13 protein-coding genes and 1 riboswitch are annotated in these 16,691 nt (G+C 66.1%); of the genes, 8 read left to right on the forward strand and 5 right to left on the reverse strand.

Annotated elements, in window-relative coordinates:
* Positions 1–2: 2 nt before the first annotated feature.
* The gene (locus LFT45_RS04915; RefSeq protein ID WP_236807122.1) at positions 3–1,496 is read left to right on the forward strand and encodes an aldehyde dehydrogenase family protein; all 1,494 of its coding nucleotides are present in this window, start codon (positions 3–5) and stop codon (positions 1,494–1,496) included.
* A 251-nt stretch (positions 1,497–1,747) separates the two neighbouring features.
* Positions 1,748–3,076: an MFS transporter gene (locus tag LFT45_RS04920; RefSeq protein ID WP_236807124.1), complete on the forward strand. Its 1,329-nt coding sequence runs from the start codon at positions 1,748–1,750 to the stop codon at positions 3,074–3,076.
* Between the two features lie 118 nt (positions 3,077–3,194).
* Here LFT45_RS04920 and LFT45_RS04925 read toward each other — a convergent pair whose 3' ends face one another.
* Positions 3,195–3,542 carry a hypothetical protein gene (locus LFT45_RS04925; RefSeq protein ID WP_236807126.1) on the reverse strand — a complete coding sequence of 116 codons (348 nt, stop codon included), beginning with the start codon at positions 3,540–3,542 and terminating at the stop codon, positions 3,195–3,197.
* Positions 3,543–3,791: 249 nt separating this feature from the next.
* Between LFT45_RS04925 and LFT45_RS04930 the strand changes: the two genes are divergently transcribed.
* Positions 3,792–4,094, forward strand: a complete 303-nt coding sequence (locus LFT45_RS04930; RefSeq protein ID WP_102973153.1) for a DUF4193 domain-containing protein — start codon at positions 3,792–3,794, stop codon at positions 4,092–4,094.
* 331 nt (positions 4,095–4,425) lie between these two features.
* The gene (locus LFT45_RS04935; protein ID WP_236807128.1) at positions 4,426–4,974 is read left to right on the forward strand and encodes an AMIN-like domain-containing (lipo)protein; all 549 of its coding nucleotides are present in this window, start codon (positions 4,426–4,428) and stop codon (positions 4,972–4,974) included.
* A 147-nt stretch (positions 4,975–5,121) separates the two neighbouring features.
* Here the strand turns inward: LFT45_RS04935 and LFT45_RS04940 are convergent, their stop codons facing one another.
* The 3 genes from LFT45_RS04940 to LFT45_RS04950 are packed head-to-tail and all read right to left on the reverse strand — an operon-like array spanning position 5,122 to position 8,807.
* Positions 5,122–6,684 carry an APC family permease gene (locus LFT45_RS04940; RefSeq protein ID WP_236807131.1) on the reverse strand — a complete coding sequence of 521 codons (1,563 nt, stop codon included), beginning with the start codon at positions 6,682–6,684 and terminating at the stop codon, positions 5,122–5,124.
* A 12-nt stretch (positions 6,685–6,696) separates the two neighbouring features.
* Positions 6,697–7,722 carry an agmatine deiminase family protein gene (locus LFT45_RS04945; RefSeq protein WP_236807133.1) on the reverse strand — a complete coding sequence of 342 codons (1,026 nt, stop codon included), beginning with the start codon at positions 7,720–7,722 and terminating at the stop codon, positions 6,697–6,699.
* The gene (locus LFT45_RS04950) at positions 7,719–8,807 is read right to left on the reverse strand and encodes a nitrilase-related carbon-nitrogen hydrolase (RefSeq protein WP_236807135.1); all 1,089 of its coding nucleotides are present in this window, start codon (positions 8,805–8,807) and stop codon (positions 7,719–7,721) included. The genes LFT45_RS04945 and LFT45_RS04950 overlap by 4 nt, the downstream gene beginning before the upstream one ends.
* 227 nt (positions 8,808–9,034) lie before the next feature.
* Between LFT45_RS04950 and LFT45_RS04955 the strand changes: the two genes are divergently transcribed.
* Positions 9,035–9,514 carry a Dps family protein gene (locus LFT45_RS04955; RefSeq protein ID WP_111904265.1) on the forward strand — a complete coding sequence of 160 codons (480 nt, stop codon included), beginning with the start codon at positions 9,035–9,037 and terminating at the stop codon, positions 9,512–9,514.
* A 113-nt stretch (positions 9,515–9,627) separates the two neighbouring features.
* Here the strand turns inward: LFT45_RS04955 and LFT45_RS04960 are convergent, their stop codons facing one another.
* Complete coding sequence (locus LFT45_RS04960; protein WP_442863615.1) at positions 9,628–11,184, reverse strand: MFS transporter; 1,557 nt, start codon at positions 11,182–11,184, stop codon at positions 9,628–9,630.
* Positions 11,185–11,257: 73 nt separating this feature from the next.
* Between LFT45_RS04960 and LFT45_RS04965 the strand changes: the two genes are divergently transcribed.
* From LFT45_RS04965 to gcvT, 3 genes are all read left to right on the forward strand, one after another.
* Positions 11,258–11,797: a TetR/AcrR family transcriptional regulator gene (locus LFT45_RS04965; protein WP_236807137.1), complete on the forward strand. Its 540-nt coding sequence runs from the start codon at positions 11,258–11,260 to the stop codon at positions 11,795–11,797.
* Positions 11,798–11,922: 125 nt separating this feature from the next.
* Positions 11,923–12,021, forward strand: a riboswitch (glycine riboswitch).
* A gap of 182 nt (positions 12,022–12,203) precedes the next feature.
* Entirely contained in the window at positions 12,204–15,062 is a 2,859-nt protein-coding gene (gcvP, locus tag LFT45_RS04970; RefSeq protein WP_442863597.1) for an aminomethyl-transferring glycine dehydrogenase, read from the forward strand.
* An 81-nt stretch (positions 15,063–15,143) separates the two neighbouring features.
* Entirely contained in the window at positions 15,144–16,304 is a 1,161-nt protein-coding gene (gene gcvT, locus LFT45_RS04975) for a glycine cleavage system aminomethyltransferase GcvT (RefSeq protein ID WP_236807139.1), read from the forward strand.
* Positions 16,305–16,691 lie beyond the last annotated feature (387 nt).

Genomic DNA, 16,691 nt, shown 5'->3' on the forward strand with positions numbered 1-16,691 from the left:
CCATGGCAACGACAGAAACAGCACTGTTCACCGTCCGCCGGACGGGGGACGCGCCCACGCCGTGCCTCCCGCCCTTCGGCCAGTTCATCGGCGGGAAGTTCGTCGCCCCGGTTTCGGATGCCACCGCCGATGTGGTGAATCCGGCCACCGAGGAAACCATCATGCAGGTCCCCTCCGGTTCGGTCGAGGACGTCGACGCCGCCGTCGCGGCTGCCGTAGCGGCCAAGGCCGACTGGGCGGCGAAGACCCCCAAGGATCGTTCCTCGGTCCTGCTGCGCATCGCGGACATCATCGAGGACAGCCGCGAGCTGCTCGAGACCCTGGAAGCTGTCAACACCGGCAAGCCCGCGGCCGTGGCCGAGGACGACATCTCGAGTGCGATCGACACCTTCCGGTTCTCCGCGGGCGCTGCCCGTGCCTTCACCACGCTCGGCGCTGACGACTATGCAGAGAACCACACCTCGGTGGTCTTCCGTGAGCCCGTGGGCGTGGTCGGCGTGATCACCCCGTGGAACTACCCGCTGCTGATGGCTGCCTGGAAGATCGCCCCGATCCTGGCCGCCGGCAACACCCTGGTACTCAAGCCGTCGGAGCAGACTCCGCTGACCACGCTCAAGCTGGCCGAACTCATCGCCGACGAGGTTCCTGCCGGCGTCCTCAACATCGTCACCGGCTCCGGCCGGGTGGTGGGTAACCGTATTTCGGAGCACCCGGACGTTGACCTCGTCGCCATCACCGGAAGCGTTGGCAGCGGCCAGAAGGTTGCCGAAAGCGCAGCCGCCACCGTCAAGCGCGTGCACCTGGAGCTGGGCGGCAAGGCACCCGTCGTCGTGTTCGAGGACGCCCACCTGGAAGCCGCCGCCAAGGGCGTACGGGAGGCAGGGTTCTGGAACGGCGGGCAGGAATGCGGTGCGGCGTGCCGTGTCCTGGTCCATGAGTCGGTCGCGGAGAAGTTCACCGAGCTGCTGATACGCGAAGTGAGCGAGATTTCGGTCGGCGCCCCCGGTGCGGGGGACGACGTCGAAATCGGTTCCATGATCTCCAAGGCCCACTATGAGCGGGTCCTGGCCGCACTGGAGGAGATCCGCAAGGACGGGCTAACGATCGCCGTCGGCGGCAACGCCCTGGAGGGTCCGGGCTACTTCATCGAACCCACCGTTGTCACTGATGTGCCTGCCGGTGCCGCGATTGCGAGCAACGAGATCTTCGGCCCGGTCGTGTCGGTGGAGACCTTCAGCACCGACGAGGAGGCCATCACCAGGGCGAACGAAACCGTCTACGGGCTGGCCGCCTCGGTGTGGACGACGAACTCCGCCCGCTCGCTTTCCGCTCCCCGCCGGCTCGATTTCGGCACTGTCTGGGTCAACTCGCACCTGGTCATTGCCAACGAAATGCCCTGGGGCGGCTTCAAGGGCTCCGGTTACGGCCGGGACCTTTCCATCTATGCCCTGGAGGACTTCTCCCGCACCAAACACGTCATGTACAACCGCGGCTGAGGCTAGCCCGGTCCTTTCGTCAGTACCGCCGAACCGGCCCCGGCCTCATGGTCGGGGCCGGTGGCCCCGGTAGTCCGCCCTCAGACAGGGCGGACCCCCGAGCCGCTTCCCACACCGCCACCCAGCCTTACGCACGCAGTGCCCCTCATTGACCGGGAGGTCAAATTGCGCGAATGCCAGCTTCTCAATGTCGCGAACACGGCAAAAGCCGCCTCGTCCATCCCAACCTGCCAGGAGTGACCATGTCATCCATGAAGAACCCAACCGCCCATCGGAGTACGGACTCATCGGCGAGCAAGCGACGCTTCCTGATCAGAATGGTCACAGTCCTGATCGGCGGCATGGTCCTGGACGGCTACGTCCTAGGCATCATCGGACCGGTGTCGGGAAGGATGGCCGAGGACCTGCAGCTGACCGCGTTCTGGCAGGGCCTGATCGCCGCGTCAGCTCTGATCGGCATCCTGATCGGCTCACCGATCGGTGGCTGGGCTTCCGACAAGTGGGGCCGCAAGCCAATTTTCATGTTCGACATCGGCCTGTTCGCCATCGCGTCGGGAATGCAGTTTTTCGTCGACTCGCCGACCTTGCTCATTATTGTGCGGTTGCTGATGGGCATCGCGATCGGTGCCGAGTACGCGGTCGGCTGGCCCCTGATGGCCGAGTTCTCGCCAACGCACCTGCGGGGGCGGCTCATGGCGGCAATGGGGATCGCCTGGTACGGCGGCTTCATGATCGCGTTCCTGATCGGCCATCTGTTGAACGAGTACACGGATCTCAGCTGGCACTTCATCCTGGGGACCAGCACGTTCATCGCAGTGGCCCTCTTCCTGGGCCGGCTCGGCATGCCGGAGTCACCGCGGTGGCTGTGGAGCGTGGGCCGCAAGGATGAAGCGCGCGCCCTCGCCTACAAGTACATGCCGGACGACGCGCTTGACGACCTCCAGCACGAGGACGTCCGCAAGGGCAGCTTCGGGATGCTGTTCTCCAGGGAGTACTGGCGCTCCACGCTCTTCATCTCCGGGTTCTGGTTCTGCGCCGTAACTCCGTACTTCGCGATCGCCACCTTCGCCGACAGCGTCCTGGAACAGTACGGCCTCGCCGGGGGACTCGCCGGCGGAGTGGGGCTCTCCGCCGTCGCCCTGGCCGGGGTCGTGATCACGTTCCTGCTGATCGAAAAGGCCGGCCGGCGCACCCTGACCGTTCCGCCGCAGTGGCTGTGCGCCGTCGTCCTCGGCATCATCGGACTGTGGGCCGGAGCGCCGGCACCCGTCGTGCTCGTCCTGTTCCTGGTCTTCTCGTTCTTCAACGCGGGGTACAACACATTGACGAACGTCTACCCGGGCGAAGTCCTCCCGACGGAGATCCGCGGGATCGGAACCGGCTTCGCGGCCGCCATCAGCCGGGTCGGGGCAGGCATCGGTACCTTCCTGTTGCCGATGTCCATGGAAGCCCTCGGGTCCGGCCCGACCATGCTGATTGCCGCCGGTGTCGCACTCGCCGGTGCCGCGCTGTCCCAGTGGCTGGCTCCGGAGACCAAGGGCAAAACGCTCACCGAAGCCGCCGCCGGGTACGCACACTAGCGACGGCGTTGCCCACCGCGCGGGGTCAGTTCGCCCACCGCGGCAACAGTCGGGCACCACAACACGAATACGACTTCGCAGTCACCGGCAACGTCTATTTCGTGCGGCATTTACGGGGCTAGTCCGCGTCAATCTCCTCGAGCAGGTCCTTTGCGGCCTTGCGGATGTCGTCGTGATCGTACTGCGCTGCCCTGCTCTCCAGCGAAATAATGGCGCAGCGGTGGACTTTCTTGAGGTCTCCAAAAGGAAAGCTCACACTGCCCTTGGTGCCCTCGGATTTTTCGCTATCTATGCCGAGGTGCCAATTCGAGAACTCGTCGAAGCCGTGCTTGTCGATAAAGGAGTTCTCGTCGTCCGTTGACGGCGCGTGGTCACTCCAGTCATCACGGACATCCCGCTCCACATTCCCCTTCTTCACGAGGCTGCGTGCGTGCTCCAGTGCCTTGCGGTTCAGTTTCGTCGCCATGTGGTGCCTCCGCCTGCCGGTAGTCAGATCCAGGAACAGGTCAAGGCTAAGACCGACGACGGCGCCCCGCCAGTCCGCCCTGCTGTCCGGCCCGGCTCCCAAATGACGCCTGCAAGGCCGCGGAACGGGCGGAAAAGACCGATTAGTGTCGCGTTGGCCACACTATTCTTGACGTGGCCGTTTTATGACCTAAACTGCTTCACTGAGGTGCCTGAATGGCGCTGTGCAGCAACGAAAGTGAACAACGCTATGGCTACCGATTACGACGCCCCACGCAAGACAGAAGAAGAGACTCCCTCCGAGTCTCTGGAGGCCCTCCAGGCGTCCCGCGGCGGCGGTGCCCAGACCGCCGTCATCGACCTCGACGAGAACGACACCGCCGAGGGCATCGACCTTCCGGGCGCCGATCTTTCCAACGAGGAACTGACGGTCATCGTCGTTCCCGAGCAGTCCGACGAGTTCACCTGCGGCTCCTGCTTCCTGGTCCGTCACCGGTCCCAGGTAGCCAAGGAAAAGAACGGCCTGAAGTACTGCCACGACTGCGAAGGCTAAATAGCCCTCCGCGCATTGCCCGCTTTGCGGCAAGGCAGCCTTCATAGCCAGGCAGCGTTCAGAGCAAAGCCACGCGAGGCGCCGGCTCCCGATGGGGAGGCCGGCGCCTCGCTTTTTCCCCACCAACGCCGTTATCCGCGGTAACGGAAACGTGGAGAAAGGGCCACGAACGTCTCTCGAAACCCTGAAAAGAACCCCGGGAATTACGGCCCCGTGACCCGGTTTTTGCGATATTAACGGTTGCGCCCCGAACCGGCCACATCCCTCGTTAAGTGCTTTTGGCGCTCCTATTCTGGAGCTATCCAAACACTCACTCGAAAGGGGTGGCCAAATGAAAAAAATTCCCGCCTGGCTCACAGTCATCCTTATGGCTGTTGGACTGGGCCTGCTGGCGCCGGGCTCCGCCTCGGCGGCCTCCTACTGCGGGCAGGTGTGGGGCTCGCTGGCGAAGGCAAACCAGACCATGAGCACCGCAGCTGTCACCAATGTCCGCACAGGGCAGCACTACTGCTTCGACCGCCTCGTGATCGATCTCAAGGGCAAAGCCAAAGGCTACAACGTCCGCTACGTATCCAAGGTGTCCCAGGAAGGCTCAGGCCAGCCGATCAAGCTCCGCGGCGGCGCATTCCTGCAGCTCACCATCAACTCGCCGGCCTATGACAATGCCACCGGCAAGGCCACCTTCATCCCGGCCAACCGGTCCGAGGTGACCAAGGTGTCCGGGTACCACACGTTCCGGCAGGTCGCGTGGGCCGGCAGCTTCGAGGGCTACACCACCCTTGGCCTCGGCGTCCGCGCCCGGCTGCCGTTCAAGGTGTACACGCTGGACGGTCCCGGCTCCGGCTCCCGTCTTGTCGTCGACGTCGCACACTACTGGTGAGGTGCCTGCGCAGGGGCCGAGCGGCTGGGGATAAAGGGGTCCTCATACGTTCCGTTTCCTGACTGTCAGTCATAAGCAGCGATGCCCCGCTTCCCGGACCAGTTCAGGCCGGGAGGCGGGGCGTCGCTGCTGGTGCAGGCGGAAACGCTATTCGGGAACCACCAGCGCGGGGGTGTCCCTGCGGATGGTGTCGCCGCGGAAGTAGCCGGGCCGCAGGCGCGCCATCACCAGCATGAAGACGATCCCCAGGGCCAGGATCCCCACGCCGAGCACGAACACGAGCCCCACGCCGAAGATCTCCGAACCGCTGCCGAACTCCGGGGCCCAGCTGTCGATGGCGGTCTGCAGGAAAACCACCGTCAGGCCGATTCCGCCCAGCAGCGGGCAAAGCAGCCGCAAAACGAAGTTGCGGGCACTGCTGAAGACGCTGCCGCGGAAGTACCAGGCGCACGCAAAGGCCGTCAGCCCGTAGTAGAAGCAGATCATCAGGCCCAGGGCCAGGATGGTGTCGTTGAGTACGTTCTCGCTCACTACGTGCATCACGGCGTAGAACCCGGCCGAGAGCAGGCCTGCCGCGACGGTGGCGAAGCCCGGCGTCGAGAACTTCTTGCTCATGTGGCTGAACTGCGTGGGCAGTGCGCCGTAGTGCGCCATCGCCAGCAGGCTGCGCGAGGGGGATGTGAACGTTGACTGCAGCGACGCCGCGGAACTGGACAGGACCGCCAGCGACATCAGGATGGCGAACGGGCCCATGACGGGGGAGGCCAGGGCAGTGAACACGTTCGCGTGGTTCTCCTCGTTGTTGAGGCCGATCCCCGTTTCCCCGACGCCGGCGAACATCATGGTGGCGATGGTCACCAGCAGGTAAATGCCAAGGACGACGACGGCCGTCAGGGTGCCGGCGAGGCCTGCGGTCTTCTTCCCGTTGGCCGTTTCCTCATTGACCGTCAGGCACACGTCCCAGCCCCAGTAGACGAAGATGGACAGCGAGATGCCGGCGGCAACCTGGCCGAACGTCTCGATCTTTGTCACGTCGAACCATTCCCAGCTGAACGGGATGGCGGTGCTGGACGTGGACCAGTTGGCGAACGCCAGGGCGACAAAGAGACCCAAAACCAGCAGCTGGAAACCCACCAGCCCGTATTGGACCACCTTGGTGGTGTGCAGGCCACGGTAGCTGACCCACACGGCCAGCGCCACGAAGACGAAGCACGTCAGCACGTTCAGCGGCTTGTTGGCGGCAAGGTCCGCCAGTTCCGGGGACCCGGTGACCTGCGCCAGGAAGAGGTAGAAGAAGTCCACCGCCACCCCGGCCAGGTTGGACAGCACGATGATGTTGGCGGCCAGCAGGCCCCAGCCGCCCATCCAGCCGACCCACGGGCCGAATGCCTTGGTGACCCAGGTGAACGTGGTGCCGCTGTCAGGGGAGTCCGCGTTCAGCTCCCGGTACGCGAGCGATACCAGGATCATCGGGATGAAGCCGATGAGGAAGATCACCGGCAGCTGGAGCCCTGCCTCATTCACGGTGGGGCCCAGGGCGCTGGTCAGCGTGTAAGCCGGGGCGATGGTCGAAATACCTAGGACGACGACGGCCAGGAGGCCCAGCTGCCCGCCCTTCAGGCCCTTCCCGGTGATGCCGTGCGTTGCCTCGCCAGCCGGTGAAGCGTTCTTCCCGCCGGGCTGGATGCTCTGGCGCGTGGTTTGGCTCATGACTGGCCCTTTCTAGATGGCAGCGGGCTGCTGCTGGGTGATGCAGTGAATGCCCCCGCCGCGGGCGAAGAGTTCGCGGGCATCGATCCCCACAACTGTGCGCCCGGGATATGCGTCCGCGAGGATGCGGAGCGCCTTCTCGTCGTTGGGGTCGGAGAACGTGCAGGCGATGACGCCGCCGTTGACCACCACATGGTTGATGTAGCTGTAGTCCACGAAGCCTTCCGGGTCCGTCAGGGCAACGGGCGCCGGCACCTCGATGATGGACCATTCCCGCCCGGCGGCATCCGTGGTGGAGGACAGGAAACCGATGATTTCGCGGCTCACCTCGTAGTCCGGGTGGGCGGGGTTCTGCTGGGAATGGACCAGCAGGGTGCCGGGGGACGGGATGGCGGCAACGATGTCCACGTGCCCGCGCGTTCCGAACCGCTGGGAGTCACGGGTGAGCCCCCGCGGCAGCCAGATTACCTTTTTGGCGCCGATGGTCCTGGCCAGTTCAGCTTCGACGTCAGCCTTGCTCAGTCCGGGATTGCGGCCCGGATCCAGCTGCACCGTGTCGGTGACCAGCACCGTTCCCTCGCCGTCCACCTGGATGCCGCCGCCCTCGTTGACCAGTTCGGACACGAGGTGCCGGGCGCGGGAGCGGCCGGCCACTTCGGCGGCGACCAGCGAGTCCTTGTCCCATCTCGCCCAGTCCTGGGCGCCCCAGCCGTTGAAGACCCAGTCCACCGCACCCAGGGCGCCGTTTCCGTCCAGGACAAACGTCGGGCCAACGTCGCGCATCCAGGCGTCGTTGAGTTCCGCCGTCAGCACCTCGACGGCGGGGGACAGGTAGCGGGCGGCGGTTCCGACGTCGGACGGGTCCACCACCATGGTGACCGGTTCAAACTCGACGGCGGCATTGGCGACGGCGGCCCAGACGGAGCGGGCGGCGTGCGCCTCCGCGGCGGTGTCCCCAAGGGTGTAGCCGCCGGTGGGGAAGGCCATCCAGAGCCGCTCCTGGCGCGCCGTTTCGGCCGGCATGCACCACGTGCTCATGCGTTCACCCACTCGCTGGCTGAGGTCGCGTCCTCGCTGGTTGAGCTTGCCGAAACCCCGCTGGTTGAGCCCGTCGAAACCTCGCTGCCGAACGGCTCCTCCGGGCGGACCGGCTCGGTGAGCCGGGCGTAGGTGTCCGGGCGGCGGGTGGTCAGGAACGGGAACAGCGTCAGCCAGTCCTTACGCTGGTCCAGGTCGAGGTCGGCCACGAGGACGGCCGACTCGTCGCGGGGCGCCTGAACCAGGATGCGGCCGTAGGGGTCTGAGATGAAGGAGGAGCCGTAGAAGTTCAGGCTGCCCTCCTGGCCCCAGCGGTTCGGGACCACCATGAACAGGCCGTTGGCGATGCCGTTGCCCACGATCACCTGCTGCCAGAGGGGCTGGGTGTTAAAGTCCGGGAACAACGGCTCGGAACCGATCGCCGTCGGGTACACCAGCAGTTCGGCGCCGCCGAGGGAGTACATGCGGGCCAGTTCGGGGAACCACTCGTCCCAGCAGGTGGGCATGCCCAGCCGGGCGCCGCTGAGTTCAGCCGGGGCGTGGACCTGATAGGCGTCCTCCGAGGACGGACCCTGGCGGAAGAACTTGTCCTCGTAGTATCCGGCGGTCACCGGGATGTGCAGCTTGTGGGTGCGGGCCAGGAGCTCGCCGGACGGGGACACGAGGATGGAGGTGTTCAGCCCCAGTCCGTCATCCGAGCCGTCCGGGTTGCCGGCGCGCTGGTAGAGCGACGCATGCACGGTGATGCCGTTCCGTCGGGCGGCCTCGGCAGCGAAGCGGAAGGTGGGGCCGGTCAGCAGGTCCTCGGCGGCGTCGGAAGGGCGCGGCCGGTCCTCGCAATGCCGCCCAAGGTCATTCTCCGGAACCTGGTCTGCGGGGTAGCGGGAGAGGGTGAGCTCGGGCAGGAACACCACGGTGGCGCCCAGCCGGGCGGCACGGTCGATGCCGTCGTTGAGTTCCGCGTGGAGTGCGGCGGCGCTGCTGTGCCAGCGGTGCTGCACCACGCCGACCCTCAAGGCTGGACGTCCGGACGGCTCTGTCCGGGCGAGCGAAGCAGGCGCGTTGAGGCAGGTTATTTCGATCATGATGATGATTTCTCCAGTGAGACGACCGTCACTAAATGAATGACGTTCATTTAGTATGCACGCGCTGCGGGGGCGTGGCAAGGGCATATTGAATGCCGCTCATTTATGACCCTTGTGCCTGGCCCGCAAATAGTAAGTAAGCTGATCGTGAAATTCCGGCTCCGGCGCTCCCTGTGCCCTAACGCCTGCGGTAGCGTCGGAACCACTGGACCATTCGAGGAGGATTCATGAAGGCTTCACCGACACTGACCAACAACATGCAGGCCGTCCTGGCGGACCTGATCGAACTGCACATCCAGGGCAAGCAGGCGCACTGGAACATCGTTGGAACCAACTTCAGGGATCTGCATCTTCAGCTGGACGAGATCGTCGACGCCGCCCGGGCCTTTGCCGACGACATGGCGGAGCGCATGCGCGCCCTGCATGCCCTGCCGGACGGTCGCAGCGCCACTGTGGCGAAGGCGACCCACCTTCCGCAGTTCCCCGACGGGCTCATCAGCACCAAGGATGCGATCGACCGCATAGTCGCCGCACTCGAAGCGGCCGTGGGTACCATGCGCAAGGTCCATGACGAGGTGGATGAGGAAGACCCCACCACCGCGGACCTGCTGCACACCTTCATCGAAAAGCTCGAGCAGTATGCGTGGATGGTAGGCGCCGAGAATATGAAGGCGTCGGCCAGCGTCACGCACCCTGACACCAAGTAGCCGGCGCGCCGCGCGCCGCCGGCTGGAGTACGGGCAGCCCCGGAGGAATTTCTCCGGGGCTGCCCGTTGCTGTGTCGGCTGCCGTGGGTGCGGCGCCGGTTACTGCGTCCCGGCTACTTCGCGCGCGGAACGCGGCGAAGTACGACGGCGGCGAGCACCGAGGCTCCCGCCATCAGTACCAGCGCAATCGCCGCTGTGATGTGGACACCCGAATCAAACGCTGCCCGGGCGGCCGTCGTGAGGCCCTCGGCCACCGGGGCCGGCAGCGACCCGACCAGCTCCATGGCGCCGGCCAGGGTTTCCCTGGCCTGGTCTGCGGAGGCCGCCGGGATGGTTTGGGCAACAGCGTCGGGCAGGGAGAGGTGCTGCTGGTATGACGCGGTCAGGATCGATCCCAGGATGGCTGTGCCCAGGAGTGAGCCCACTTCGTATCCGGTCTCCGAGATCGCTGCGGCCGCTCCGGACTTGTCCGCGGGCACCGCTCCGAGAATCAGGTCGTTCGAGATGGTCTCGGCAGATCCCACACCCAGCGCCAGAATAAGGAGGGCGGCCAGCAGTGCTGTGGGACCGGCGTCGTGATTCCCGAACGCCACGAGGGCGTAACCGGTGGCGCTCAGCGCCAGTCCCGCGGCCACCACGAAGCCGGGGCGGACCTTCCGGACCAGCGGAACCACCAGCAGTCCCGCCACCACCATGGCCGTAAGGGCAGGCAGCATCGCCGCGCCGGATTGCGAGGGCGACATGCCTTCAAGCAGCTGCAGGTGCTGGGCCAAAAACAGGATGAACCCGTTGTAGGAGAACAGCGCCAGGACGTTGGCCGTGATTGCAGTGCTGAACACCCGGTTCCTGAACAGCGATAAGTCCAGCAGCGGGGATGCGAGGGCCCGCTGCCGGCGGACGAACACGAAACCCATGCCCAGGCCAAACGCCAGAACTCCGAGGGACTGCACGCCGGGGCCGTGGGTGGCCAGTTCCTTGATGCCATAGACCACCGGCACCATGGTCAGCATGGACAGTGCAATGCTTGGCCCGTCCACCCGTCCCGGGCTGGGGTCCTTGGACTCAGGTATGAGGAAGCGGCCGAAGACCAGCGGCGGCAGCATGATCGGTACGGCCACGAGCAGGACGGCGCCCCACCAGAAGTGCTCCACCAGCCAGCCGCCGAAGATCGGCCCCAGCGCGGCGCCGCCGGAGAACCCGGCAGCCCAGATGGCCACCGCCAGCCTCCGCCTGCCGGGCTCCCGGAAGATGTTGCGGATCAGGGACAGCGTGGAGGGCATGAGCATGGCACCGAAGAATCCCATGGCCGCGCGGCCTGCAATGAGCCATTCGGCGCTCGGGGCGAAGGCTGATGCCGCTGAGACCGCCGCAAATCCCGAAATGCCGACCAGCAGCAGCCGGCGGCGCCCGATCCTGTCGCCAAGGCTACCCATGGCGACGAGAAGTCCGGCCAGGACAAGGGCGTAGGCGTCCACTATCCACAACAGCTGCACGCCCGAGGGGTCCAGGGTGCGGGCGACCGCGGGAAGGGCGAACGTCAGCGCGGTGTTGTCCACGGCCACCAGGAGGACAGGGAACATCAGCAGGGCAAGGGCAAGCCAGTCGCGCGCGCCGCCACCGCCGGACGCCTGGGCGGCAGGTGTGCGCTCCCGGGGAAGGGCTGGGTTCATGGTCATAAGTTAACTATACCGTCTGGACGGTATAGTTACAGATCTCCCGCTGCGAAGGGGCATGATGGAAGCCATGCCCAGAAAACCGGTCGCCCGCGGCGCAGTGCTCGATGCGTTTGAATCCCTGCTGATCGAGGTGGGGGAGCGTGCCGCCACACTTGACGCCGTGGCCGCCCGCGCTGGCGTGTCCAAGGGCGGGCTGCTGTATCACTTTCCGAACAAGGAAGCGCTGATCAGTGTCCTGCTGGACAGGCTGGACGAGTTCGCGGAGGCGGATGCCCAGGCCATGGCGGCGGCTCCAGAGGGTGCTGCCGCCTACTTCATCAAATCGTCCGTCTGGGCGGACACCCCGCTCGACCGTGCGATCGTGGCCGCCACCAGGCTCGCCGAGGTGGCGCACGAGGAGACCCGGCGCCGGTTCGCCCATATCCAGCAGCGGTGGCTCGACGAGATTGCCCGCGACGTCGGACCTGGCCTCGCGAAGGCCGTCCTCTATATGGGGGACGGGCTGTACTTCAACGCCATGCTGTCCATCGGCCCGGCCGCGACGCCGTCGGAGACCGCGGCCGACGTCGAAAGCCTTCTTGCGGCCCTCGACCGGCTGCGGGGGTAAGCCGGCTGCGCGGGTAGTTGCGCGCCGGGGGTGGGCCAGCCCACGCCGCCACAGTTTGCAGACGCGATCCCGGCGTAGGAGAATGGCCTCTGTGACAGCTGTCACCGCTCAACTGAATATGCCTTTGATCTGCGGCGGGAGAGTCCTGCAAGTAGGTACAAGCAGGCGCCGTAGGAGCAAAACCTCCCCAGGAATCTCTCAGGCCCATGTACCGCCGCGGCAAGGCAACTCTGGAAAGCAGCAGGCTGCCCGCATTGAATGTTCCGCCACCGCGCGGACGGTTCAGGGCATGCTGTGCTCACCGACGGTGCAAGCGACGCCATAGACAAGCGTCGCGGAAACTCTCAGGTCCAATACAGAGCGGGGAGGAACCCGAATCACTGTGGCGTACCCTGCGCCCTTAGTTATGGAGTTCCTTTTGACCGTAGATTCAGCCTCCGCCTCCTTCGTCGACCGGCATATCGGTGCCCGCCGGCAGGCCGACGTCGAAGCCATGCTCAAGGCCGTCGGCTACGAGACAGTCGATGCACTGGTTGACACGGCAGTGCCGAAAGACATCCGGCAGGACTCCCCGCTCGAGCTCTCCGCCGCGCTGAGCGAAGTCGAAACCCTCGCCGAACTCCGGAAGCTCGCGGCCAAGAACAAGACCGCCGTCCAGATGATCGGCCAGGGCTACTACGACACCGTCACGCCGCCGGTGATCCGCCGCAACATCCTCGAAGCGCCCGCCTGGTACACCGCGTACACGCCGTACCAGCCGGAGATTTCCCAGGGCCGCCTCGAGGCCCTGCTGAACTTCCAGACCATGGTCCAGGACCTGGTAGGCCTGCCGATCGCCAACGCGTCGCTGCTGGATGAAGCAACGGCGGTGGCCGAGGCCGTACTGCTGATGCGCCGGGCCAACAAAAACAAGGACGCCAAGGACGGCAAGACCGTCCTGGATGCCGACTCCCTGCCGCAGACCATCGCGATCGTCAAGGGCCGCGCCGAGGCGCTTGGCTTCGAGGTCGAGGTCGCCGACCTGTCCAAGGGACTTCCCGACGGCGACATCAACGGCGTCGTCCTCCAGCAGCCCGGCGTCTCCGGCCGCGTCTTCGACCACACCGGGGTCATCGCCGCCGCCAAGGAACGCGGCGCCCTGGTCACGGTGGCCGCCGACCTGCTGGCTCTGACGCTCATCACACCTCCTGGCGAGCAGGGTGCGGACATCGCCGTCGGCTCCGCCCAGCGCCTGGGCGTCCCGCTGTTCTACGGCGGACCGCACGCCGCGTACATGGCCGTGCAGAAGGGCCTTGAACGCTCCCTTCCCGGCCGCCTCGTGGGCGTCTCCAAGGACAACGCCGGCACTCCTGCCTACCGCCTCGCGCTGCAGACCCGCGAGCAGCACATCCGCCGCGAGAAGGCCACCTCCAACATCTGCACTGCGCAGGCGCTGCTGGCCATCGTGTCCTCCTTCTACGCCGTCTACCACGGACCGGAAGGCCTGAAGGCGATCGCCGAAACCGCACACGGCCATGCCAAGACCCTGGCCGCCTCGCTTAAGGCCGCCGGGCTGGACGTCCTGCACCCCAGCTTCTTCGACACCGTGACGGTTTCCGTCCCGGGCAAGGCCGCCGGCATCATCGCCGCCGCCGAAGAGAAGGGCATCAACCTCCGCAGCATCGACGCCGACAGCGTCGGCATCTCCACCGATGAAACCACGACGCCGGCCATCGTTGCTGACGTTCTTGCTGTCTTTGGTGCCACGTCAGTGGGGTCCACGGGCAGTTTCGCCCTGGATGCCGCGGTCGAGCGTTCCTCCGCGTACCTGCAGCACCCGGTGTTCAACACGCACCGCTCCGAGACCCAGCTGCTGCGCTACATCCGCAAGCTCTCCGACCGCGACCTGGCGCTGGACCGCACCATGATCCCGCTGGGCTCCTGCACCATGAAGCTGAATGCCACGGCCGAGATGGAAGCCATTTCCTGGCCGGAGTTCGCCTCGATCCACCCGTTCGCACCGGATTCCCAGACCGAGGGCTGGCGCGAACTGATCGATGGTCTGGAAGCCGACCTCGCCGAGATCACCGGCTATGACCAGGTGTCCATCCAGCCGAACGCCGGCTCGCAGGGCGAGCTCGCCGGGCTGCTGGCCATCCGCGGCTACCACCTGTCCCGCGGTGATGACCAGCGCAACATCTGCCTGATCCCGGCCTCGGCCCACGGCACCAACGCGGCCTCCGCGGTGCTGGCCGGCATGAAGGTCGTGGTGGTGGCCACCGCCGCCGACGGCACCATCGACCACGCCGATCTGTACGCCAAGATCGAGGCACACAAGGACGCCCTGTCCTGCATCATGATCACCTACCCGTCCACGCACGGGGTCTACGACGCCGACGTCCGCGAGGTCTGCGACGCCATCCACGCGGCAGGCGGCCAGGTCTACATCGACGGTGCCAACCTCAACGCGCTCGTCGGGCTCGCGCAGCCGGGGAAGTTCGGCGGCGACGTCTCGCACCTGAACCTGCACAAGACCTTCTGCATCCCGCATGGCGGCGGCGGTCCCGGCGTCGGTCCCGTTGCGGCCAAGGCGCACCTCGCTCCCTTCATGCCCGGCGATGCGGCCACCTGGACCGAAGGCAACGACGTTCCGATCTCGGCTTCGCGCTTCGGTTCCGCCGGCGTGCTGCCCATTTCCTGGGCGTATGTGAAACTCATGGGCGGCAGCGGCCTGACCGAGGCCACCAAGTCCGCGCTGCTCGCCGCGAACTACGTCGCTTCCCGGCTGAACGAGTTCTTCCCGGTCCTCTACACGGGCGAAGGCGGCCTGGTGGCGCACGAGTGCATCCTTGACCTGCGCGAACTCACCGCCAAGACCGGCGTCACCGCTGAGGACGTGGCCAAGCGCCTGATCGATTACGGCTTCCACGCGCCCACGCTGGCGTTCCCGGTGGCCGGCACCCTGATGGTGGAACCCACCGAGTCCGAGGACCTGGGCGAGATCGACCGGTTCATCACGGCAATGATCGCCATCCGCGCAGAGATCGACCAGGTGGCCAACGGCGACTTCACCGTCCAGGACTCACCGCTGCGCAACGCACCCCACACCGCGGCCGCTGCCATCAGTTCCGACTGGGACCGCGCCTACCCGCGCGAGCAGGCTGTCTTCCCCGTGCACACGCTCAAGCAGGACAAGTACTTCCCGCCGGTAGGCCGCATCGACGGCGCGGCAGGCGACCGGAACCTGGTCTGCTCCTGCCCTCCGATCGAAGCGTTCGAGAACTAGATTCGTCCGGTGGTTGAGCCTGTCGAAACCCCGGATTTCGGCAGGCTCAATCAGCAGCCCACGCGCAAAGGATTTCACTCAATGACTGAGAACTACACTGCCCTTTACGAGGAGCACAAGAAGCTGGGCGCCTCGTTCACCGACTTCGGCGGCTGGCAGATGCCGCTCAAGTACGGCTCCGAACTGGCCGAGCACCACGCCGTCCGCAACTCGGCCGGCATCTTCGACCTCTCCCACATGGGGGAAGTCTGGGTCACCGGCCCGGACGCCGGCGCGTTCCTGGACTACGCCCTGGCTGGCAAGATTTCCGCGATGGCCGTCGGCAAGGCCAAGTACTCCCTGATCTGCAACGAGGACGGCGGCATCATCGACGACCTCATCGTGTACCGCCGCCCCTCCGCGACCGAGGGTGCAGGAAACAGCACCGACAGGTTCCTGGTGGTCCCGAACGCCGGCAACGCCAAGGTGGTGGCCGAGGCCCTGGAGCAGCGGGCAGCGAACTTCGATGTCGCCGTCGTGGACGCCTCCGCCGAGACGTCGCTGGTCGCCGTGCAGGGCCCCAAGGCAGAGGAGATTCTCCTGCGCCTGGTCCCGGCAGCCCAGCACGAGCTGGTGACCGGGCTGAAGTACTACGCCGCCGTCGAGGTTTCCTTCCTGGTGGGCGGGGCCAGCCAGGACCTGCTGCTGGCCCGCACCGGGTACACCGGTGAGGACGGCTTCGAGATTTTCGTGGAGAACGACGACGCCGCCGCCCTCTGGCAGTCCATCGTCGCCATCGCGGACGAGGGGGAGCTGACGCCGTCCGGGCTCGCCTCCCGCGATTCGCTCCGCCTCGAGGCCGGCATGCCGCTGTACGGCAACGAGCTCTCGCTGGACGGTGACCCGTTCGCCGCCGGCCTGGGCCCCGTCGTCGCGCTGTCCAAGGAAGGTGACTTCGTGGGCAAGGCCGCTCTGGCTGCCAAGAAGGAAGCCGGAGCCGGCTCCACCACGGGCCGCAAGCTCGTGGGCCTCAAGGGCCTGGGCCGCCGTGCCGGCCGGGGGCACTACCCGGTCCTCAAGGACGGCAGCGTCGTCGGCGAAGTCACCTCGGGCCAGCCAAGCCCCACCCTCGGCCACCCGGTCGCGATGGCCTATGTCGACGTCGCCTACGCCGAACCCGGCACTGCACTGGACATCGACCTGCGCGGCAAGGCGGAGCCGTTCGAAGTCGTCGCACTGCCTTTCTACAAGCGCTCCAAGTAGCCCGGCGGTCCTGTCCTGCCCAACCTTGCCGTCGCCGTCGGCCCGTCGTCCCCGACTCCGGGGCTGGCAAGCCCCAGTTTTCACGCGTGCTGCTCCTTCGTCGCTTTGACGCACGCTTTCGAAAACCGCGGCCAGCCAGCCCCTCGAGAGCAACTCGCCTTGGGTGGCAATCGAGACAGAACCGCTACCAGGATCAAGGCCTTCGAAGCCAAAGGTGCTGGGGGAGGACCGCTGACTGCTGGTTGAGCCTGTCGAAACCAGGCCGGGGCCTCGCCCTCGCAAGCTCGATCATTGGGGGTCGAGCTTGCCGAACCCTCGAGGCCCAGAAGTAGCCAGGACCCCCGCTTTATCTTTCACTGCCGTTGGTTCCTTCCCGGAACTGACGGC

Source organism: Arthrobacter sp. FW305-BF8 (genome assembly GCF_021789315.1).
Lineage (GTDB): Bacteria > Actinomycetota > Actinomycetes > Actinomycetales > Micrococcaceae > Arthrobacter.

Bases quoted from the DNA above. Each gene is read 5' to 3' on its own strand.
- LFT45_RS04915 (WP_236807122.1), top strand. From the start codon at position 3: ATGGCAACGACAGAAACAGCACTGTTCACCGTCCGCCGGACGGGGGAC.
- LFT45_RS04920 (WP_236807124.1), top strand. From the start codon at position 1,748: ATGAAGAACCCAACCGCCCATCGGAGTACGGACTCATCGGCGAGCAAG.
- LFT45_RS04925 (WP_236807126.1), bottom strand. From the start codon at position 3,542: ATGGCGACGAAACTGAACCGCAAGGCACTGGAGCACGCACGCAGCCTC.
- LFT45_RS04930 (WP_102973153.1), top strand. From the start codon at position 3,792: ATGGCTACCGATTACGACGCCCCACGCAAGACAGAAGAAGAGACTCCC.
- LFT45_RS04935 (WP_236807128.1), top strand. From the start codon at position 4,426: ATGAAAAAAATTCCCGCCTGGCTCACAGTCATCCTTATGGCTGTTGGA.
- LFT45_RS04940 (WP_236807131.1), bottom strand. From the start codon at position 6,684: ATGAGCCAAACCACGCGCCAGAGCATCCAGCCCGGCGGGAAGAACGCT.
- LFT45_RS04945 (WP_236807133.1), bottom strand. From the start codon at position 7,722: ATGAGCACGTGGTGCATGCCGGCCGAAACGGCGCGCCAGGAGCGGCTC.
- LFT45_RS04950 (WP_236807135.1), bottom strand. From the start codon at position 8,807: ATGATCGAAATAACCTGCCTCAACGCGCCTGCTTCGCTCGCCCGGACA.
- LFT45_RS04955 (WP_111904265.1), top strand. From the start codon at position 9,035: ATGAAGGCTTCACCGACACTGACCAACAACATGCAGGCCGTCCTGGCG.
- LFT45_RS04960 (WP_442863615.1), bottom strand. From the start codon at position 11,184: ATGAACCCAGCCCTTCCCCGGGAGCGCACACCTGCCGCCCAGGCGTCC.
- LFT45_RS04965 (WP_236807137.1), top strand. From the start codon at position 11,258: ATGCCCAGAAAACCGGTCGCCCGCGGCGCAGTGCTCGATGCGTTTGAA.
- gcvP (WP_442863597.1), top strand. From the start codon at position 12,204: ATGGAGTTCCTTTTGACCGTAGATTCAGCCTCCGCCTCCTTCGTCGAC.
- gcvT (WP_236807139.1), top strand. From the start codon at position 15,144: ATGACTGAGAACTACACTGCCCTTTACGAGGAGCACAAGAAGCTGGGC.